This is a genomic window from Zongyangia acetica (genome assembly GCF_038739695.1).
Taxonomy (GTDB): Bacteria; Bacillota; Clostridia; order Oscillospirales; family Ruminococcaceae; genus Zongyangia; species Zongyangia gallinarum.
Genome location: NZ_JBBEWN010000003.1, coordinates 46879 through 68385 on the forward strand (window position 1 = coordinate 46879; position 21507 = coordinate 68385).

Here is a 21507-nt window from a genome sequence, read left to right on the forward strand (position 1 = left end):
TTGGACGTCCGACTTATCGAGTCTCTAACTGACGCTGGTATTGATGTAAACAGTGCTATAGAGCGCTTTATGGGGAACGAATCTTTATTTGAGCGCTTTTTAAAAAAGTTTCTAGAAGATTCTAATTATCATGATTTGCTTGCTGCCATATCTTCAGGTGATAGCGAAGGGGCCCTTAAGTCATCCCATACGCTTAAAGGCATATGTGGAAATCTTTCAATGAACCATTTGTTTGACCTTTTAACAAGACAAGTGTCTCTTTTTAGAGAACAACGTTGGAAAGAGGCTACCGAAATGATGTCAGACATTACCGAAAGTTATATAAACATCACCCAGGCAATTCGGAGGAACTTTTCATGAGGAAAACAAGAAAAAAATGGAAAGATATGCTTCGACATGGGAGGATCAATATTTTTGCGTTTTTAGTTCTTGTAATTTTGGCCAGTAGCGGTCTTTTATTATTGCGAACAAAATTGCTCCAAAATGCGCAAAGTCTAGGAATGTCTCTCTCCCGAAACTATGCAGCGGAGGAGAGTAATAACCTCACGGTCTATAAAACTCTTCTTTCTTTTGGCACGCAATCTATGGAAACACGAATAAAAGATGGGCTGTCACAAGAAGAACTGTCGGAATGGATACAGATGTATTTTCAACGTCTGCAGGCGGTACTGGGAGTAGAAAGCGTAGATCCCTATGCGGTTATCAACGGAAAAATTATTGCCGCCAATCCCTGGGAAGATGATGATACTTACAATATTTATGAGACCCAATGGTATCAACGAGCAATCGCTGCAGAAGGTGAAGTTATCTTTACCGATGTTTATACTGATGCCATCTATAACAAACCTGTCATTACTATAGCGCAAAAATGCGCCAATATTAATGGCTTGTTAGCTTTTGATATCTTTCCTGAAAGTTTTCAATTTCAGGTTAGCCTAGAGGAATTGCCAGAAGGAAGCTCTTTTTTTCTGTGTGATGCTTCTGGTACACTAATCTATAGCCAAACAGATCTGATACAACCAGACCATAAGCTGCAATCATATATAAGCGGGGTAATTGATAAGATTAATGCTGGAGAACTTTATCGCTATGATACCAGCGTTGTCGATTTAGAGGGAAATCGACGTGCGGTTTATTATACTGCAATGGATAATGGTTGGATATCCATGATCACCATACCATACTCCAGCATCTTAGGGGACTTGTATCAGATTACAATCGTTTTTTCTATTCTCTTTGGACTTTTCTTCGTGGCGGTCATATGGCTTTCCTGGCGGGATGTGAAACTAAATAAGCGCATTGACCGCACAAATGAAACCGTTCGCGTATTAGGAAATTCTTACTATGCTTTATATCGTGTCAATGTAAAAGATGACACATACGAAATGATTAAAGGCTCCAAATATATTCGAAGTAGAATTCAAAAAACAGGAAAGTATGAAATTTTACTCAATGTCATGGGAGAAATAATTGAACCAGATGCCTATCATGAATATATGGAAAGCTTTTCCTTGCAAAATATGCAGAAGTTACTGTCTAAAAGAATTCGAAACTTTGGCGGGGATTTCCAGCGAAAATTTGGTGATGAATACCGTTGGGTCAATGTACGTGTATTGTTTGATGAATCTCTGGAGCCACAGGAAGCGGTGCTTTGCTTCCGTGAAGTTGAAGAAGAAAAAAATAGGCAGCTTCAAGAAAGAAAGTTATTACAAAATGCACTGGAAAATGCAAGACAAAGCGAAAAGGCCAAGCAGGCATTTTTCAGTAATATGTCTCATGATATGCGCACCCCTCTTAATGCAATCATTGGTTTGTCCGATCTTATCTCTCAATACTCAAAGGATCCCCAGAAGGTTTCAGAATATATCGAGAAGATCAACTTTTCCAGTAATCAGCTCTTAAACCTCATTAATGATATTCTGGATATGTCTCGCTTTGAACAAGGAAAAGTGATTTTGGACAGTCAACAGTTTGATTTAAAAAAATGCATAGAAGACTCTATGGCAGCTTTCCGCTTACAGGCTGATAAGGAAAAGAAAAATTTTATGGTCTCTTTTCAGATCGACGATAGCTATGTACTAGGAGATTCGCTGCGCATGAGTCAAATCTTGAACAATCTTGTTTCTAATGCATTGAAGTTCACTGATGAAGGCGATTCCATATCGGTCGAGATAAAACAGCTTGGGCGGGATAAACAGGCCAAATATAAAATTGTGGTCAAGGATTCTGGATTAGGCATGTCAAAAGACTTTCTCCCACGTCTCTTTGAACCTTATGCCCGGGAAACACGTTTTAGCGGCAAAGAAATTTCCGGTACAGGGCTTGGCATGCCAATTGTTAAAAATCTAGTCACCCAGATGAGTGGGCAAATCCAGGTGGAAAGCGAGTTGGGAAAAGGAAGTACTTTTACTGTTGTCCTCCCCTTTCTTGTTGTAAATGCGAATGAGTTAATCGAGAATGAGTCAAAAGTTTCCAGCTCCAGAGAAATCTCCCTGGAGGGCAGAAATATTCTTTTGGCTGAAGATAACCTTATTAACATGGAAATTGCAACTGAAATGCTCACCATGTATGGAATCAAGGTTACTCAGGCATGGAATGGTATTGAAGCAGTCGACTTATTTCAATCATCTCCGCTTTTTACCTATGATGCGATATTGATGGACATGCAAATGCCTCAAATGGACGGATGTGAAGCGGCAAAAAAAATTCGTTCTCTGTCTCGGCCTGACGCTACAACAGTTCCAATCGTTGCCGTTACAGCCAATGCTTTTACAGAGGATATTGCGCAAACGACATCTGCTGGTATGAATGCTCATATATCCAAGCCTATTGACTTTCTTTTGCTCTGCCAAACTCTTTCAAAACTAATGATGCAATCTGACCGATAATAAAAAGCCATCGCTCTAACGATGGCCTTTTATTATGAATGTTGTCTTTATCAAAATTAAAAAATTAGTCGAATAGTAAAAATGATCAACAGCACTGCGCCTATACCGGTTGCAGTTCCATAAATCTTTCTCGATCCTCGATCCCCTTTTTCCTTTAAGAAGTAATAAATTCCACCAACTAAAATTAATGCGCCAATCAGTATTGCAATCACATTAATTAACATTTCTTTTCCTCCATTTCAACAATATTGCAGAATTTATAATAACCAGTACAGATCCCGCATTATGTACAAGGGCGCCTACAACAGGATTTAAAATCCCAGTGATTGCCAGAATAATTGCTAAAAAGTTTAGAGCCATAGAAAAGGTTAGATTACATTTAATCGTGGTCATCATTCGATGTGATAAAGCCAATAAATGTGGTATTTCTTTAACTTCATCGTCGACCAATGCAATGTCCGCTGCATCTACGGCGATATCACTTCCCACACCACCCATGGCAATTCCCACATCTGCTTTTTTCAGAGCAGGTGCGTCATTGATCCCATCCCCAATCATACAGATGGAATCTTTTTTCTTCTGATAAGTGTCAATCCAGATAATTTTGTCTTCTGGCAGACAGTTGGCATGAACTTCACGGATTTGCAGCTTTTGTGAAATGGCCTGTGCCGCTTGATCATTATCCCCTGTCAGTAAAACAGGTTGAACGCCAAGAGAGTCTATGCTCTGAATCATCCCTGCGCTTTCTGGCCGAAGCGCATCGGATAAGGCCAAAAATCCCGCGAGCTTTCTTTGAATAGCTACGAAAATAATCGTACACCCCTGAGACCGATAAGTGTCTGTCTCCTTCATCAGTACTTCATTTAATGCTACATCAGATTCGTTCAATAATTCTTGATTTCCTGCTATAATCTCTTCTCCGCAGACAAAGGCCAAGACGCCACGGCCAGGCAGCATTTGAAACTGTTCATTTTGTAAAAGAATGTCCTGTTTGTCCTTCCGATAGCAGCGAACGATTGCCTTCCCCAAGGGATGTTCTGAACGCTGTTCCGCAGCAGCAGTTAAAGCATATAGTTTTTCTTCGGGATATTCGTTCATATAGCTTTTTACTTTGACTACTTCAGGTATTCCATAAGTAAGTGTCCCTGTTTTATCAAAAGCAATCATTGAAACAGTAGATAAACGCTCCAATGCATCACCCTCTTTTATGAGGAACCCATGTTTTGTTGCATTTCCAATTGCTGCCATAATGGCGGTAGGAGTGGCCAGCACAAGCGCGCAAGGGCAAAAAACGACCAAAATGGTAACTGAGCGAATAATTTCTCCAGTGATCAGCCAGGTCACCGCTGCTGCCGTCAAAGCAATGACCACGATCCAGGTAGCCCAACGATCAGCAATACCAACAATTTTTGCCTTTCCTGCATCTGCTGATTGTACCAGTCGAATCATACGCTGGATTGAACTGTCTTCTCCAACTTTTGTAGCCTTCATATCAAAGGAGCCAAACTGATTGACTGTGCCGCTTGATACATCATCACCAGCCGCTTTATCCACAGGGAGTGATTCTCCTGTCATGACGGCCTGGTTAATTGACGTCTGTCCTGAGAGGATAACTCCGTCGACTGGGACAGTTTCTCCAGGTAGAACACGGAGAATGTCGCCTACCTTCACCTGCTGCGCGGGCACTATCCTTTCATGCTTCCCATTCATAATCCGCGCTGTCTGAGGAGTAAGATGTACTAATTTTTCAATCCCAGCCCTTGCCTTTGCAACTGTGAGGTCCTCTAAAAGCGCACCGAGTTGCATAATAAAAGCCACTTCACCGGCGGCAAAATCTTCTCCAATAATGACAGAGGCGATAAGTGCAATAGATACTAAAACATCCGCTTTAATGTCAAATGCAGTAATTAGCCCAATAATTGCCTCTAAAATGATAGGAATTCCACAGAAAATAATGGCAATCCATGCTGCATCAAAAGGAAGTGGAATAAAATCAAAAATACTAACAAGTAGTGCAAATCCGGAAACAACCAAGCAAACTATATCTTTTTTTATTCCTCCCCATTCTAATAAAGCTTCTAATTTTCTCATAACGCGCCTCCTTTTATACCTATAGGGGTACATGTATATTATATCAACCCCTATAGGTATTGTCAATGATATACACGTGTTATAATTTTATGTTGACGCTTATAAAAGAATATGATACAGTTATGTTAGCTAAAGCTAACTTTAAAGGGAGGTAAAGATTTTATGATTAAATATACTGTAACCGTGGAAGGAATGCAGTGTGGCATGTGTGAAGCTCATGTCAATGATGCTGTAAGGAAGGCTTTTCCTGTGAAAAAGGTGAATTCATCCCATAGCAAAAACCAGACCGTTATTATTGTCGATCAAGCCATAGATGAACAAGTTTTAAAGAAAACTATCTCTGATTCTGGATATGCTGTATCTTCTATTGCAAGTGAGCCTTATGAAAAGAAGGGATTTTCTTTTTTTAAAAAGGGATAAGTCTTACAATTTAACCTTAACACTCAAAAGGGAAGCTCCTAAGAGCTTCCCTTTTTTATACTAGCTTTCTGATAATAGCTCCTCTGCCCTGTTCACCGTCATCACATTGCAATCGATCATACGGATGAGCACCTGACGCATACGTTGTTTAGCCAGCGCTGGATTGGTATCAAGAGAATAAGAGCTAGGCGCATTAGGCAAACCTGCTAACATAACTGCTTCATAATCGCTAAGATCTGACGGATTCTTTCCGTAATATCCCTGAGCCGCTTCATATATTCCCTCATATCCACTGCCAAAATAAATAGTGTTCACATATAGCTCAAAGATTTCTTCTTTTGTATATTTTGATTCCATATCTAAGGCTGCAAAAACTTCTGCAAACTTGCGCTCTAATTTTTTCTCCTGTGTAAAGTATAGGTTCTTCATTAGCTGTTGGGTAATTGTACTCCCACCTTCAGCCGGAGACATGGTGCGAATATCGTTGAGCAACGCCCGCCCAATCGCAATAACGTCAATTCCGTTATGCGATAGAAAACGATGATCTTCTACAGAAATAACGGCATCTTTATAGATCTGTGGGAGTTCCTCATAGGTAGTAAAGCCCTCCCTGCTGCGTATGGATTCAACCTTCTCCGTTATCGGTACTTGATCGATTGCATCGCGGTACATAAAATATCCTTTAATACCAAATACAGCACAGACAACAAAAACTAAGCAGAAAGCGATTGCCACAAGTCCAAATAAAATCTTGAAGATTCGGCGAAGAATTCTTTTGATTTTGAGCATCCCCTTTCTGTTTCTTTGGCGTTTTTCTTCCCTGCTCTCATTATATCACAGCATGAAAACGAGATTAGAAGCACACTTTGTCATTTCTGTGAAATCTTTTGAACGTTTCCTTTAATTTTATACCGCTTCTTTTCCAATGCCGCTGACAATGGAATAATATGCTTTCGAAGTGATCTTGTACACTAGCATATAAAACAAGGTAAAAATCAAATAACAGGCTATGGTAGTTAAGATGAGAAGATATAAATTGGTCAAATTGAAAAGGGTCAATAGCTTGGAAATTAAGGGAAATGCAAAGCAAAGATGGATACCTGCGGCAATAAGGGGAAGGAAAAATACAGTCAACACCTGGGAATTAATGCTCTTTCGGATATCCTTTTGCGTCATGCCCACCTTTTGCATAATTTCAAAGCGGGATTGATCCTCATACCCTTCAGAAATCTGTTTGTAGTAAATAATGAGTACAGCAGCAAAAATAAAAACTACCCCTAATAGGATACCCAGGAAGAAAAGTCCGCCATAGAGGCCATAGAACACTTGTCTTTCGTTGGCTACGCTCTCACATTGGATAACAAAGCTGTCATCTTCGCTGGAAAAAGAGAGCTGACCCAAGCCGTTTTGTATTTGTCGATAAATTTGTATCTGGATTTCGTCATCACATTCCAAGTCGAACCCATAAAACCAGTGAAGTTCTATTGCAGGATTTCCATTATCATCTGTAGCATCCATGAGGGGAGCAAGATATTGTTCAAAATCCGGTACAAAAATATAGAGAGAAGGAACCGTCTCCACCGCATCAATCCCATTATCGGTAAAATGGGTTACTGCCTTTTTCACCTTCATAGGCTTTGCATTATCAATGGCAATCGTCTCTTCGGTATAACCGTTCTCTATCGTAGTGTAAATAAGAACCTCATCATCCCTTAGGGTTTCCTGCTGTCCCATCAAACGGTTGTAATCATCCAAGGATATCACAAATACTTGCCATACATCGGAATATGTGCTCAGCTGAAATGTAGGCACCGACGATTGATCCGTCTGCACCACACCATCACTGATATATCCAGGAAATTCTGCTACACGGTAATCCAGTGTATTTTTCCCTTCCTGCCCATTTTCTAAAAGGACCTGGTCAGAAAGTTCTCTAATTCTATCTGTAGTTTCAGAATCGATGGTGGAAATTTTGCTTGCTTGGGTGTCCAGGCAAATGTTACGTGGATAATAGGCCCGAAGGCTATCTTCTGTACCGATATATAAGCAAACGGTAGAAGAAACCATGACCAAGACCATGGTACAAAGGATACAAATAGACGCAAGGCCCGCTCCATTTCTTTTCATCCGATAAGCCATGGAGGATACAGAAACAAAATGATTGGCTTTATAGTAGTAGTTCTTTTTCTTCTGAAGGATCCGGCAAACGGCAACCGATCCTGAGATAAAGAGAAGATAGGTTGCTACGATGACCATAATAACTGCAACAAAAAACCAAAGCATAGCCATAATAGGGTCTTCAATCGATACCGCTAGATAATAAGCCCCTCCTAAGATGACGACACCGGCCAACGCAAAAAACCAATTGGCTTTGGGAGGCTTTTCTCCCACATTTTCACTATGGAGTAGCTCGATGGGGTTTGTCAAGTGGATCTGGCGCAGCGTATTGAGAAGAATGAGCAGAAATATGCCCGCAAACAAAGCTAAAGTCTGTATGATGGCCTGTGGTGCTATGGTCAAGGAAAATGTTATTTCTGCAGAGAGAATGTTAATCATGGCAAGCTCTGCAAATTTAGAGAACACAATACCAAAAAATAATCCAATGGCCAGAGAAATCCCCGCGATAATCAAGCTTTCCCATAACAGAACCCTGGCGAGATTCCATTTTCCCATTCCGAGAATATTGTAAAGCCCGAATTCCTTTTTTCTTCTACGGACCAAAAAAGAGTTCGTGTAGAATAAAAAAATCAGTGCAAATACGCCGATAACACCACAACCAAAACCTAACATCATCTGCATGGTGTCTCCGCCTGGCATACTGTTAAGGATATCACTAATGGAGAGAAACGACACGATATAAAACATCATCACCATGCCAATACAGGTCAAAATATAAGGCGTATAGAGCTTTTTGTTCTTCCGTATGCCTGTCCAGGCCAACTTTGAATAAAATCCTTTTTTCATCTTGTTTCACCACCTGTTGCCAACATGGTCAGTGTATCCGCAATTTTTTGATAAAGCTGTTCATTAGAATTATTACCCCGGTATATTTGATGAAAAACTTCTCCGTCCTTAATAAAGAGAACTCTACCCGCATGACTTGCCGCCTTGACAGAATGCGTTACCATCAAAATTGTCTGCCCATTTCGATTGATTTCTCTAAACAGATGGAGGAGCTCATCTGTAGCCTTGGAATCCAGGGCACCAGTGGGTTCATCCGCTAGTATCAGCCGCGGATCGGTGATTAGTGCCCTTGCCACCGCAGCTCGTTGTTTTTGGCCTCCTGAGACTTCATATGGATATTTTTTCAAAATATCTGTGATAGCCAGCCGCTCGGCAATAGGAGCGATTTTCTGTTGCATTTCTCGATAGCTTTTTCCGGCTAGCACCAAAGGGAGATAGATGTTGTCCTCGAGAGAAAAGGTATCCAACAGATTAAAGTCCTGAAATACAAAGCCTAGATGATCCCGTCGGAATGCTGCTAGACTGGATTCTTTGATTTTACCGATATCCCTCCCATCAAGCAAGACAGTTCCACTTGTCGGCTTATCCAGTGCTGCTAAAATATTGAGAAGGGTGGTTTTGCCTGATCCAGATTCTCCCATGATGGCGACATATTCGCCCTGCTCCACACTAAATGTCACATTTTTAAGGGCTTCTACTTTATTACCGCCAAGACGAGTCGTATATACCTTTTTCAGTCCATTGACTTCCAAAATACTCATGTAAAAAGGCCTCCTGTTTTTTGTTGTTCTTATTGTAACAAAAAGGAGAAATGTAGCTCCATCGAATTGGCTTACATTTCTCCCGATATTTCTTACAGTTTTGTAAGAAGTCTATTCGACTTCAATATTTTTTCTCGCCAAAGAAATCCGCACAACGGTCCCATCTTCAAGAGAAGAATTAACTGACAAGTTGTGCCCTAGATGATCACATATTCTTTTGCATAAATACAATCCGATACCACTGGCTTTCTTATCTCTGCGGCCATTGTAGCCCGTATATCCCTTTTCAAATATACGCGGCAAATCCTCCGGTGCAATACCAATTCCCGTATCCCGTATACACAATGTATCAGGCGTTTCTAAGTCAATCGTAATACTGCCTTCCGAACGGGTATACTTAATCGCATTAGACAGGATCTGTTCAATGACAAATTGCAACCATTTCTCGTCAGTAATTACTTGTTTGTGCAACGGTTCATAAACAAGCCTAATTCTCTTCCGAATAAACTGGCTAGAAAACTTCCTTATCGCCTGCTTCACAATGTCATCCAGCTCCTGCAAACGGATCACATAGTCTGTTGAATCCGAGCCCAAACGCAGATAGCATAGGACCATTTCCACATATTGCTCAATACGGAATAATTCTTCTGACAACTTTCGGGAAAGCTCCGTATCCTCGTTTTGTAATGTGAGATGCATGGCGGCGATTGGGGTCTTAATTTGATGAGCCCAAATGGTATAGTAATCCACCATATCCATATATTGCCCATTTAATTTGTTTGCTGTCTGTTTTTGTTCCTCTATTAACTTCTGGATAATCTGCAAATAGTCATCATCATCTTGGGAATCTCCAAATGGAAAAATATCCATTAAAGCAGCGGGCAACTTCTGGAGTGCTGTAAGTCGTTTGTGTTTTTTATATGCCCTGCGAAGATCAAACAAAATAAATATTATTTCCAAAACTAAACATACACATGCCGGGTAAAGAACAGCGCCTATGGGCAAATGATACAATGCAAAGGCAGATAGAAAAATCGCACAAAAAAGCAAAGCTAATCCTATGATTCGCCGGCGGTCTTTTAAATAATTGAGAAAAAACTTCATTTCCTTCCTATCTTCTTTCTTTTACCTCAGTTCAGCAAATATCCCTCTCCAAATTTTGTCATGATAAAGTCCTTTAGTCCAAAGGTGTCTAACTTTTTTCGCAATCGGTTGACATTGACAGTTAATGTATTTTCGTCAATAAAACTATCACTTTCCCAAAGTCGTTCCATCAACCTTTCCCGGCTGACGACCTTTCCTTTGTTTTCCATAAGCGTCAGTAGAATGCGGTACTCGTTTTTAGAAAGCTCTATATTCTGGCTCTTGTAGGACATTGTGTGATTTTCTAAATTCAGAATAGCCCCATGGTGTTCCAATACAGAAACTGCAGATCCGAAATCGTAAGTACGACGCAATAGGGCCTGCACTTTTGCGATAAATACACTCTGATCAAAGGGCTTCGCAATAAAGTCATCTGCGCCCATATTCATCGCCATCACTATGTTCATATTATCCGATGCCGATGAAATGAAAATGATCGGTACTTTCGATACCCGGCGAATTTCTGTACACCAATGATACCCATTAAAAAATGGCAGCGAAATATCCAATAGAACAAGGTGAGGACGGTACTCTGAGAAGTCTTTCATTACATTCCGAAAATTCTCCACGCATTTTACTTCCAGTTCCCACATCCTTGCCTGCTCTGCCATAGCCTGCGCAATCCCCATGTCATCTTCTACAATCAAAATTCGGTACATATTCTTAAATTTCTTCCTTCTTCACACAAAAGCATTCCAGTTCTCATTGTCCTTACTGATAAAATTCATTTTAACTATACCAAGAATCTCTGTCAATCATTCAGTTGGGATCATGCATCTTCCCCGTCATTCTTGTTGCATTCTCTATCGGGTGAAGAATGCAATTGCCGGCGAATCCATTCCATAATCACAGAAACTACATATGTCTGTTCATCTGCTGTCAGCGTTCTTCCTTTTGGAATATGATGCCACTTTGAAAGGCACCCTCTGCAACAGGTTCCTGTGGCATGTTGTGCCAAAAAAACAGGATGCCCCCGCATAGGTGTCTGCTTTCCATCGTTTATCGGCTCTGCCGGTGCTAGCCTTTGTCTGACAAAGTCAGCCGCATGTTTTTCAATGACATCCATTCCTTTTTGTCTTATATATCCCATATCCTGATATCCCAGGTGAAATTTACTTCGAAATTTGGATTTTTCCAATCGATTAAATAATTGATTCATAAAATCCTGAAAATCTTGGCTTAACAGTGATAAGGAACTAAATCACTTATCAACTGTTAGCTGACGGTTTTCGGGTGCATACGAAACTCCCGTCTGATTCCTAACAGGAATTAGGCGGGAGTTTTTCTTGTTAACAGAGCCTATATTGGAGGATATCATTATGAAAACATTACTTTCCTGTGAGTTTAACATGGACACAGGCTGCGTTGAACTAAGATATTCTGACGGCAGCATAATTTCCATTAACTGCACCGCTGTAGAGGACGAAGTTGCGAATAGCCGTTTCCAGCGGTCTGAACTGGACTGGCTTATCTACAACGATCCGCTGTCTTATGCGGAATTGATTTTGAATGGTGATCCAGAAAAATACTTGCTAACCGTAACGGAGATCCCGCAGTTAGATTCTGATTGATAACTCTATAAATCTTGACGTGCAAAGGGCATCCATACGAAAGCATGGATGCCCTTTGTCTTAACTTGGCCTTGTGGCCGGCAAGCATTTTACCCACTTTTCTCCTTATAGACTTCGTGGAGCCTTTGGAGACCAGTGTTTTATCGAAATCAGCCTTTCGGCGGATGAGGGTCCCCTCCATGGCTATCCGCAGACTGAATACGACCGTCCAGCCCATGAATGACAAACTCAGTGCCTTGGTTTCGGCTGATTTGTCTTCCAGCATTTACTGCCTGTTCCTTGGTGGAATAGTGGCCACTGGAGCGTTGAGCTCCGCCACGTTTTACATCCCAGCCACCATTGGGATTGTGAACGACATGATGAGTAGAACGAGCCATACGATTACCCCCTGTGTGCCTTAGGACAGCAGATTGCACAACCGTCCGCATCGAGATAGATTTTCTTCGCATGAGCTACTGCCTCAACCTCGCTTTCAAAGTAGCCCACATACTGTGCGCTACGGATGCCAAGCTGTTCAGCATGCTCTTTTGTATGGACTTCATGATGAAGGCCAGGATTTAACGTCTGATTGTTGTTAACATAGTAATAATGATACATATAATTTTCCTTTCTGCTTGACCAAACAAGCGATACATGATATTTTGATAGCGTACATATTGCAAATGAGCGGTTAATCTGTGCCAGCAGATTGCCGCTCTTTTTATTTGTACATAAGACACCACCTCCTTAAAAGCTTCGGAAATTCACCTGTCCACGGCTTCCGTTGGGCCGGTGAATTTCTCTTTTTCTGATGGTTCCATTATACAGCTATTTCTGCTATATGAAAAATTAAGATGTTCGTTGTTTGGTGGCAAAATTAGAAAAATATAAGATAATAGTTAAAACTGTTTGATTTTTGGTGGCAAATATTGTATAATGAAATAAGATGGGAGGAGTGTGCCTTGGGAAAAAAGCTATACACAAAAGAAAACATCTCCAAAGCCGAAACCGAATGGCTGGGCATACCCGAACTTGTGGTATTAAAAACAAACAGGGATGATGTTGGTTTAGAAGTTGTACATCGTAGATACTTTGAGGATGAAAAATTGCTCTGCCCTGCTTGTCGTTCCTCGAAAACACGCTGCTCTAAAATTGTGGATCGAAAACTCAAGGATTTATTGTGGCTTGACGAGGACCACAAGACATTTCAAATTATCAGCCTACTTTATCATCAGCGTTATATGCGCTGTGATAACTGCGGGCAAAGCGTTTTCCCTGAGCCTACAGAATTTGGAGAAAAAGGATGCAAATTCACAAACCGGCTATCAGATGCCTTGGCAGATGGAACCTTTCAATTCTCATATAAAAAAGTATGCCAGCATTACGGTGTTCCAGCTTCTACTGCTTCAGTGGGTGAAGTAATGCGACGCAGAATCCAATGTAGGGAGTCATTGTTGCCGCCGGTCAGGACACCACATATCATTAGCATTGTCGAGGTGGTGTTTTTTGGGGAGTTCTATCCCGCTGTTTTAGGAATTTGGGATGATGAGGTTTATTGCCTGGATATTTTGCGAGATTCATCCGAGGAAACCTGTGGTGCATTTCTGAAAACATTGGATGCTAACCAAGTTGAAACCATATATGTAGACCCAGTCGATAGCTTATTTAGTGCTGTGAATCAGTACTTTCCAATGGCTTCAATTGTGGTGACTGATGAGGCGATTAAGCGATATGCCAGAAACGCTATGCTTGATATTATCCATTCCGACGGAAAGCGATTTCCGGTGGTTCATAAAGACCGGCGATTGACGGTACTCCACAAAGACCTGGATGATAGAACTGTAGTTCCCAGAATCAAGGAAGGGATGAAGAGTAGGCCGAGGTTACAACAGGCTTACAATCACCATCAGAGATTGTTGGAGCTTATGGAAACCAAGTGGTCGATGGAAGATCTCCGAACATGGGCAGACCAGATTCCGACAGAGGTAGATGAGTTTTTGGCAGTTGGTGATATTATTGATATCTTTGGCGAGCAATTAAGCGGATTTTTGACACTGGGCGAGAAGCCACCCAACAATTATCAGTTTGCGGTGCAAGGCATCTGTGACGCTATCAAGGATATGCCGCACTGCATTTTCGATGTAATGCGTGGTCGCTGCATCTTCTCTATAACTCACGACACCATGGAGGAAAACGGAGAACTGTGGCGATACGGCATTAAGTCAAGTCGTTTAACCGAGAAAATCAATGAGATCTCAGCCAATATTAGGGAGGAACGAGATTATGGATACCAATGAAAAGATCAAAATAGTCGGTACAAACATTCAAGAAAAAGCAAATCTGATATGGAATGTGGCGAACAGTCTATTTGGAGCATATAAGCCTCATGAATATGGTCTGGTTATTTTGCCCATGGTCGTGATTAAGCGTTTTCATGACTGCTTACTCCCGACCAGAGAGAAAGTGCTGGCCACTTATGAAAAGGTGAAACAGTTAGCCGTCAAAGATGGTTTTCTGCGTACTGCATCTGGCTATCGTTTTTACAATACCAGCCAGTACACCTTCGAGCGACTGAAAGCTGACCCAGAGAATATTAAGACCAATTTCGAGGCGTACATCAACGGCTTCTCCGATAATGTTATTGACATTCTGGCGAATATGGGCTTCTTTACGCAAATCGAGCGTATGGCGGATGCGGGAGTGCTGTATCAGGTCATCAGCGACTTCACTGCTGACAATGCAGATATGAATCCTGAGAAAATTTCCGCAATCGATATGGGCTATGTCTTTGAAAACCTTGTTCAGCGTTTTTCTGAGAGTTATGATGAAGAAGCAGGTGCGCACTTCACCAGCCGTGACATTATTTATTTGATGTGTGACTTGCTTACCATGAATGCGGATTTTTCCGGCGAGGATGCCCCTGCCAAGACTGTATACGATATGGCGATGGGCACCAGTCAGATGCTTACCTGTATGGAAGAGCGTGTTCACGCCCTTGACAAAGAGGCTGAAATCATCTGTTATGGCCAAGAAATCAACCCTTTTACTTTTGGTATCGCCAAAGCGGACATGCTGATCCGTGGTGGCGATCCTGAAAACATGCAGTTCGGCGACACCTTGAATGCGGATAAATTCAAGGGCTATACCTTTGACTACATCATCTCTAATCCTCCATTTGGTATCGATTGGAAGCGTGAAGCAGCTGATGTGGAGAAAGAACATAAACTGGGCGATGCCGGTCGGTTTGGCGTTGGCTTACCTCAAAAATCCGATGGGCAGATGCTGTTCTTGCTGAATGGCATTGCTAAATTGAAGGACACCGGCAGAATGGCTATTATTCAAAATGGTTCCTCTCTCTTCACAGGAGATGCAGGAAGTGGCCCCAGTGAAATCCGTCGCTATATTATTGAGAATGACTGGTTGGATGCCATTGTTCAGCTCCCCAATGACAGCTTTTATAACACCGGGATTGCAACCTATGTCTGGGTAGTCTCTAAAAACAAACCCGAAACACATAGAGAACGCATTTTGCTGATTGATGCCAGCAAGTGCTGTGAGGCACGCAGACGTCCTATCGGTAATAAGCGTGTAGATATTACGGAATCTTGCCGCAATTTGATCATACAGGCATACAGCGAATATAGAAGTGCAATTTTTACAAAGACCTTAGAAGATAAAAAAACAGTGTTGACTTGCAAAAGCAAAGTGCTTGATGCCATATCGCTTGGCTACAATAAAATTACAGTGGAAAGTCCTGCTTTGGATGATGATGGCAAACCGATTGTAAAAAAAGGAAAGCCAGTAGCCGATACCTCCAAGCGTGACACTGAAAGTGTTCCACTTGATGAAGATGTGGATGCTTATTTTGCACGGGAAGTTCTGCCTTATCGTCCGGGTGCTTGGATCGACAAAAGCAAGACCAAAGTCGGGTATGAGATTCCATTCACTCGTACCTTTTATGAATACGAGGAACTGGAACCGGCGGCTGATATTGCAGAACGCATTGCGGCCCGTGAAAAGGTACTGATGGAGAAATTGCAGGCATTGTTTGGAAATGGTGGTGGGCAAAATGAGTGAGATTACTACCTATGAAAAAACAAAAGATAGCGGCATAGAATGGATAGGCCGCGTTCCCTCTCACTGGCGTGTCCACACTTTGTATCAACTTGTGACCCAGGTCAAGGAAAAAAACAGCAATCTTCAGGAAAAGAATCTGCTGTCTTTGAGTTACGGCAAAATCAAACGTAAAGATATTGATTCGCCGGATGGACTTCTTCCTGCGTCTTTTGACGGCTATAACATTATCGAAGACGGGGATATTGTCCTTCGTTTAACAGATTTACAGAACGACCATACAAGCCTTCGGGTAGGTTTGGCCACAGAGCGTGGTATTATTACCTCTGCTTACACAACCTTGCGTCCAATAGACACAAGCAATTCAAAATACTTATATTACCTACTCCATGCCTTTGATCTAAAAAAAGGATTTTACGGTATGGGGTCTGGCGTGCGACAAGGACTAAATTACGCAGAAGTGAAAGAGCTTCGTGTCGTGCTGCCGGGTCAAGATGAACAGAATGCTATTGTTCGATTCCTTGATAATCAATGCGGACAAATCGATTCAATTATTGAGGAAGCGAAATCGAGTGTTGCCGAATATAAAAAATTACGAGAAGCGGTTATCTTTGAAGCAGTAACCAGGGGAATTAAACATAGAGAAAAAACAAAAGATAGCGGAATTAAGTGGATTGGAGAAATCTCAGAATCATTTTCCATTACCAGAATGCGATATATTGTAAGTGAATACAAAGCGGGCCCATTTGGAAGTTCCTTAATTACAGATAAGCTGAATAATCAAGGAAATATATTAGTATATACCCCAGAACACATTGCTACCCAAAGAACTGATTTAGAAAACAATTTATATTTGCCTGAAGAACGAAGGAAAGAAATGGCGCAGTTTTTTGTCCAACCCGGAAATATTATATTTCCTATAGTTGGTTCTCTTGGACGCGCAATGCTAATAACTGACAGTATGCCTGAAGGAATAATTAATCAACGGTTAGCAAAATTCAAATTAGATGAAAGTAAAATCGACACTGAATACTTTTTATGGATGTTTGCTCGCAGTACTTTTTATGCACAATTCATAGAAGTCAACTGTCGTGGTTCATTTATCGTAAATCTTACCAAAACCATTGTATATGATATGCCAGTTATTCTTCCAAACACATTAGAAGAACAGCGGCAGATATCAGCTTATTTAAAAAGAAAATGCGGATTGATTGATGAGCTAATCAAACAAAAGCAATCGTTAGTTAAAGAGCTTGCTGACTACAAGAAATCCCTTATATTTGAAACTGTCACAGGCAAAAGAAAGGTGGTGTGACCATGAACGAAACAGAAAAACGCTTTGAAGAATTCATAGAGTCCTACCTTGTTTCTGAAGATGGTGGATGGACAAAGGCAACGGATGCCGGTTATTGTAGCGATGAAAGCAAAGATATGTTTCTGGACATCGTCACTCTGACCGATTTCGTAAAAAGTACCCAACCCATGGCATGGAAACGCTTCGAGCGGATGTGTACGATCACCCCGATTCGGCAGTTTTATAAGGCATTTGAAAATGCCGTCACGCAGGATGGCCTGATTTCTGTCCTACGTCATGGCTTTAAGCATCGTGGCATCAATTTTCGTGTATGCTATTTTAAGCCTGAGTCTGAGCTGAACGAGGTGTCCATCACCAACTACCAAAAGAACGTCTGCCAGTGTATCCGACAGTGGCACTATTCTAAACGCAACACAAATACAGTCGATATGATGCTGGCTATCAACGGCATCCCCGTTGTGGCGATTGAACTGAAGAATCAGCTCACCGGGCAGTCGGTGGATGACGCTATGCGTCAGTGGCAATATGACCGCAACCCAAATGAACCGGCATTCGGATTTAATAAGCGTGTTCTCGCATACTTTGCCTGCGACCTCTACAATGTATATATGACTACCCAGCTGAAAGGCCCGGAGACAACTTTCCTTCCTTTCAATCAAGGCAGTGCCGGTGCAGGCAAGGATGGCGGTGCAGGTAATCCGAAGAGCACCGATGGCAGCTATGTAACTTCATACTTCTGGGAGAAAGTCCTCCAGAAGGATAGCTTGTTGGATATTCTGCAAAAGTTCATTAACTACGAAAGAACAGAAAAAAAAGAGACTTTGCCGGACGGTTCCACAAAGAAAACCGTCAGCAGCAAAGTCATTTTCCCACGGTATCACCAGTTGGATGTCGTGCGTCAACTGGTCAATCATGTTAGAACTAATGGCGCTGGACATAACTATCTCATCCAACACAGTGCCGGTTCCGGCAAGTCCAATTCTATCGCTTGGACGGCTTACCGTATGGCCAGCCTCCACAACGAAAACAACGATGCAGTTTTTAACAGCGTAATCATTATTACAGACCGCCGTATTCTCGATCAACAGTTGCAGGCCACCGTTTCCAGCTTTGACCATACTTTGGGAAGTGTGGTTACGATTGACGAGAAGAAAAACTCTGGCGCTCTGCGTGATGCCATTAACGATGGAAAGCGCATTATTGTCACCACTTTGCAGAAGTTCCCAGTGATTTACAATGAAGTCGAGTCCGCTGTTGGTAAGCATTATGCAGTTATTGTAGATGAAGCACACAGCAGCCAGACCGGACAGAGCGCATTAAAACTCAAGGCGGCTCTTGCCGATGTGAGCGATGCTCTTGCAGAATATGCTGAACTGGAAGAAAAGGCTATCGAAGAAGTCGAGGCAAACGATATTCTTGTGCAAGAAATGCTCAGCCAAGGTAAACACAGCAACATGAGTTTCTTTGCCTTTACTGCAACGCCCAAAGGCAAAACCCTGGAAATTTTCGGCGAACCTCAACCGGATGGTTCTTTCCATCCCTTCCACATCTATTCGATGCGACAGGCTATCGAAGAAGGGTTTATCCTGGACGTTTTAGCGAACTATACCACATACAAAATGTGTTATCAAATCGCAAAGAATGTCCAGGACAATCCGGAAGTCCCTACCTCCAAGGCTGTTAGAACGATTCGACGCTATGAGGAATTACATCCACACAACCTTCAGCAGAAAGCAGCTATTATTGTAGAGACTTTCCGTGAGGTCACAAAAAAGAAAATCGGTGGCCGTGGAAAGATGATGGTAGTTACTGCGTCCAGGCTGGCAGCAGTCCGTTACTATCATGAAATTAAGCGTTATCTTGAAAGCAACAATTACGACGATGTAGAAATCATGATTGCTTTTAGCGGGAGCCTGAAAGACCCGGATGACCCGACAGGTACCGAATACACCGAAAGCGGTATGAATGTGGATCGCAACGGCAATCGGGTGAAGGAAAGTCAGACAAAGGCCGTATTCCACGAAGAAGGTAATATCCTTATTGTTGCGGAAAAATATCAAACAGGCTTTGATGAGCCGCTTCTCCACACGATGATTGTTGACAAAGAGCTTCGTGATGTGAAGGCTGTTCAGACTTTAAGCCGTGTCAACCGCATCTACCCTGGCAAAGAGGATACCTATATTCTCGATTTTGTAAATCCGATTGAACGCATCCGTGAAGCTTTCCAGCAGTTCTATCAGGAAACCAGTCTGGATGAAGAAATCAACTTCGATTTAATTTACACAACACAGAAAACGCTTCGTGGTTTTGGCATCTATACAGATGAAGATATTGAAGAGGTTTCCAGTATTTATTTTGATCCGGATGTGCGCAAGGCAAATCTGACTCAGGGAAAGATATCCAATGCGCTAAAGCCTGTGGCTGATAAGTACAACGAACTCAATCAGGAGCAACGCTATCAGTTTCGTAGAGAAGTCCGTGCGCTCGTTAAGTGGTATAACTACATTTCTCAGATTACCCGTATGTTCGATAAAGAACTGCACAAAGAGTACGTTTTCTGCTCTTACTTGGCCAAGTTGCTTCCCTCCGATCCCGTACAGCCATTTGATCTTGATAATAGAGTCAAGCTGGAATATTATCGTCTGGAAAAGACATACGAAGGTGCAATCGAACTTGAAAGCAAGCCTGGCTCTTGGAAACCGACTCAGCCAAAACGAGCTGGCGGTCAGAAAGATCGTACCAGTCCATTGGACGAGATCATTCAGCGCATCAATGAAGAATTCTATGGTGAATTCACAGATGCAGACCGTGTAATGGTTGATACGCTGTATCAAAAAATGCGCAAGGATTCTAAAGCAAAAAAAGCCGCAAAGACCGAGGATCGCCAAGTATATGAGAGAAGTCTTTTCCCGGGTATTTTTGATACAACCGCACAGGAAGCTTATATGGAGAACACCGCAGCATATGAGCAACTCTTCTTGGATGCAGATAAGTATCAGGCTGTGATGAGAGCTTTGGCGGATCGTCTGTATAAAGAACTGCACGACGACAAATAAGGTGGAAGATATTCATTCTTAAAATATGGGAATCATATTTCAAATATCATTACCCCATCCTTGGGCAGATTATGATTTGGAGAAGTTTGCAGATGATAGATTGCCTGTTTTGCAAATTTCTTACTTACCGTCGAATCCCACTCTGCCAACCGGATGATCTCCGCTGTTCCAGCCTCAAAATCAAACGAAATCTCGCCCCATTCGCCGTCGTTGTCCACCTGGTAGAGGTAGACAGCGGCGGCGATTTTCTTTTTGCGTTTGGTCTGGGACTTGCGTTTCAGTCGGATCATGTGAAGAACCCCGGCTTCTGTAAGCAAATAGGCCAGGTGTTCCACGGCTTTGCGATATGCCCGTTCTGCGCCGCCGGCTGTACTCCCCTCAAAGAGGACTGCCAATTCTTCAAAGGTCAGCCGGGTGCTGAGTGGGCTGACCCGCCCACAGGTCATACAGATGGCGTTTCGTTTTTCCAAAAGGGTCTGCTCTCGGTAATTCAGTTTTTCAAATGCTTCTCGGACAGCTTCAGCCTGGATGCCGTTCCAGAGAATCTCCGCATAGTCCCAATGGTCATCCCGGCTGACATCCTCGCCGGTTTCTTCGCTGTCCTCGTCCTGTACGGTCTGGTAAAACGGAACACGGTTTCGGTTTTGCTTGGCCAATGCCAAAAACTTCGCTGCGGTCTCCTCTGTGCAACCGTTTTTCTGGGCATATTTCTGGATTGCCGCCTGTTCAGACTGACCGGATTGATTATAGAGCCAAGCAATCCCACGAACAGCCTTGTACTCATCCACATTTTCAAAGGAACCGGCCTCCTCCTGCATTCGGCAGGTCAAAAGGGCGTTCCCGATAAAATGATGGGCATAGGTCAGAAAATCCGCCCCTTGTGCGGGATCGTATCCCCGGAGACAGTCCAACATGGCAAGCACACAGCCCATTTTGTAGTCCAAAAAGCGTTCTGGGTCATAGCGATCCAGCCCCTCCCGCAGCAGAAAACGGCGAACACGGCCATTAAGCCGATTTTCATAGCAGTGCAGGAAAAAGGAGAACCAGCGCAATTCACGGCTCCGCACAGCCTCAATGATGTAGTCGTTCATATTTTCCAGAACAGGCGGTTCCGAGTCAAGCTGAAAGATACGTTCCACTTCCCGCATGGTCAAGCCCTTGGATTCCGTCAGAAAGCTGTATTTGGCACAGTAGCAGGGTAGCTCCCATGACCACGCTGTATCCATTTTCCCTCACCGCCTTTCT

At 42.5% G+C, this 21507-nt stretch carries 19 protein-coding genes; 8 read left to right on the forward strand and 11 right to left on the reverse strand.

The features are described from left to right. Complete coding sequence (locus WGC32_RS03535) at positions 1–360, forward strand: Hpt domain-containing protein (RefSeq protein ID WP_191481583.1); 360 nt, start codon at positions 1–3, stop codon at positions 358–360. Next, a complete protein-coding gene (locus WGC32_RS03540; RefSeq protein ID WP_342680704.1) occupies positions 357–2888 on the forward strand; it encodes a hybrid sensor histidine kinase/response regulator in 2532 nt (843 codons plus the stop codon). Before WGC32_RS03535 ends, WGC32_RS03540 begins: the two co-directional genes overlap by 4 nt. Positions 2889–2944: 56 nt before the next feature. On the opposite strand, the gene WGC32_RS03545 is transcribed toward WGC32_RS03540, so the two are convergent. Both WGC32_RS03545 and WGC32_RS03550 read right to left on the reverse strand, forming a co-directional pair. After that, on the reverse strand, positions 2945–3112 hold the full coding sequence (locus WGC32_RS03545) for a hypothetical protein (RefSeq protein ID WP_342680705.1): 168 nt from the start codon (positions 3110–3112) through the stop codon (positions 2945–2947). Beyond that, positions 3102–4979: a heavy metal translocating P-type ATPase gene (locus WGC32_RS03550; RefSeq protein ID WP_342680706.1), complete on the reverse strand. Its 1878-nt coding sequence runs from the start codon at positions 4977–4979 to the stop codon at positions 3102–3104. The genes WGC32_RS03545 and WGC32_RS03550 overlap by 11 nt, the downstream gene beginning before the upstream one ends. 162 nt (positions 4980–5141) lie before the next feature. On the opposite strand from WGC32_RS03550, the gene WGC32_RS03555 reads away from it, so the two are divergent. Then, entirely contained in the window at positions 5142–5399 is a 258-nt protein-coding gene (locus WGC32_RS03555; protein WP_342680707.1) for a heavy-metal-associated domain-containing protein, read from the forward strand. A 60-nt stretch (positions 5400–5459) separates the two neighbouring features. Here WGC32_RS03555 and WGC32_RS03560 read toward each other — a convergent pair whose 3' ends face one another. The 6 genes from WGC32_RS03560 to WGC32_RS03585 form a co-directional block, all read right to left on the reverse strand. After that, the gene (locus WGC32_RS03560; RefSeq protein ID WP_342680708.1) at positions 5460–6188 is read right to left on the reverse strand and encodes a biosynthetic peptidoglycan transglycosylase; all 729 of its coding nucleotides are present in this window, start codon (positions 6186–6188) and stop codon (positions 5460–5462) included. A gap of 117 nt (positions 6189–6305) precedes the next feature. Beyond that, entirely contained in the window at positions 6306–8363 is a 2058-nt protein-coding gene (locus WGC32_RS03565) for an ABC transporter permease (protein ID WP_342680709.1), read from the reverse strand. Further along, on the reverse strand, positions 8360–9124 hold the full coding sequence (locus tag WGC32_RS03570; protein ID WP_191481590.1) for an ATP-binding cassette domain-containing protein: 765 nt from the start codon (positions 9122–9124) through the stop codon (positions 8360–8362). The genes WGC32_RS03565 and WGC32_RS03570 overlap by 4 nt, the downstream gene beginning before the upstream one ends. 111 nt (positions 9125–9235) lie before the next feature. Beyond that, positions 9236–10228, reverse strand: coding sequence for a sensor histidine kinase (locus tag WGC32_RS03575; RefSeq protein ID WP_342680710.1), 993 nt, complete (start codon positions 10226–10228; stop codon positions 9236–9238). Positions 10229–10254: 26 nt separating this feature from the next. Continuing rightward, entirely contained in the window at positions 10255–10926 is a 672-nt protein-coding gene (locus tag WGC32_RS03580; RefSeq protein ID WP_191481592.1) for a winged helix-turn-helix domain-containing protein, read from the reverse strand. 110 nt (positions 10927–11036) lie between these two features. Further along, positions 11037–11426 (reverse strand): DUF4186 domain-containing protein, encoded by a 390-nt coding sequence (locus WGC32_RS03585; RefSeq protein ID WP_342680711.1) that lies wholly within the window; start codon positions 11424–11426, stop codon positions 11037–11039. A gap of 160 nt (positions 11427–11586) precedes the next feature. On the opposite strand from WGC32_RS03585, the gene WGC32_RS03590 reads away from it, so the two are divergent. Continuing rightward, positions 11587–11838: a DUF6061 family protein gene (locus WGC32_RS03590; protein ID WP_087293638.1), complete on the forward strand. Its 252-nt coding sequence runs from the start codon at positions 11587–11589 to the stop codon at positions 11836–11838. Positions 11839–11987: 149 nt separating this feature from the next. Here WGC32_RS03590 and WGC32_RS03595 read toward each other — a convergent pair whose 3' ends face one another. Together WGC32_RS03595 and WGC32_RS03600 are read right to left on the reverse strand one after the other, a co-directional pair. Then, positions 11988–12215: a DUF2188 domain-containing protein gene (locus WGC32_RS03595; RefSeq protein ID WP_013379461.1), complete on the reverse strand. Its 228-nt coding sequence runs from the start codon at positions 12213–12215 to the stop codon at positions 11988–11990. A gap of 4 nt (positions 12216–12219) precedes the next feature. Further along, a complete protein-coding gene (locus WGC32_RS03600) occupies positions 12220–12435 on the reverse strand; it encodes a hypothetical protein (protein ID WP_013379459.1) in 216 nt (71 codons plus the stop codon). Positions 12436–12779: 344 nt separating this feature from the next. Between WGC32_RS03600 and WGC32_RS03605 the strand changes: the two genes are divergently transcribed. Genes WGC32_RS03605 through WGC32_RS03620 form a run of 4 tightly spaced genes read left to right on the forward strand, consistent with a single transcriptional unit; the run spans position 12780 to position 20262 of the window. Beyond that, complete coding sequence (locus WGC32_RS03605; protein ID WP_342680712.1) at positions 12780–14114, forward strand: transposase; 1335 nt, start codon at positions 12780–12782, stop codon at positions 14112–14114. After that, positions 14101–15894 carry a type I restriction-modification system subunit M gene (locus WGC32_RS03610; RefSeq protein ID WP_342680713.1) on the forward strand — a complete coding sequence of 598 codons (1794 nt, stop codon included), beginning with the start codon at positions 14101–14103 and terminating at the stop codon, positions 15892–15894. Before WGC32_RS03605 ends, WGC32_RS03610 begins: the two co-directional genes overlap by 14 nt. Beyond that, positions 15887–17206 carry a restriction endonuclease subunit S gene (locus WGC32_RS03615; RefSeq protein WP_342680714.1) on the forward strand — a complete coding sequence of 440 codons (1320 nt, stop codon included), beginning with the start codon at positions 15887–15889 and terminating at the stop codon, positions 17204–17206. The genes WGC32_RS03610 and WGC32_RS03615 overlap by 8 nt, the downstream gene beginning before the upstream one ends. A gap of 2 nt (positions 17207–17208) precedes the next feature. Then, the gene (locus WGC32_RS03620; protein ID WP_342680715.1) at positions 17209–20262 is read left to right on the forward strand and encodes a type I restriction endonuclease subunit R; all 3054 of its coding nucleotides are present in this window, start codon (positions 17209–17211) and stop codon (positions 20260–20262) included. A 32-nt stretch (positions 20263–20294) separates the two neighbouring features. On the opposite strand, the gene WGC32_RS03625 is transcribed toward WGC32_RS03620, so the two are convergent. After that, positions 20295–21488, reverse strand: coding sequence for a sigma-70 family RNA polymerase sigma factor (locus WGC32_RS03625; RefSeq protein WP_087293555.1), 1194 nt, complete (start codon positions 21486–21488; stop codon positions 20295–20297). Between the last annotated feature and the right edge of the window lie 19 nt (positions 21489–21507).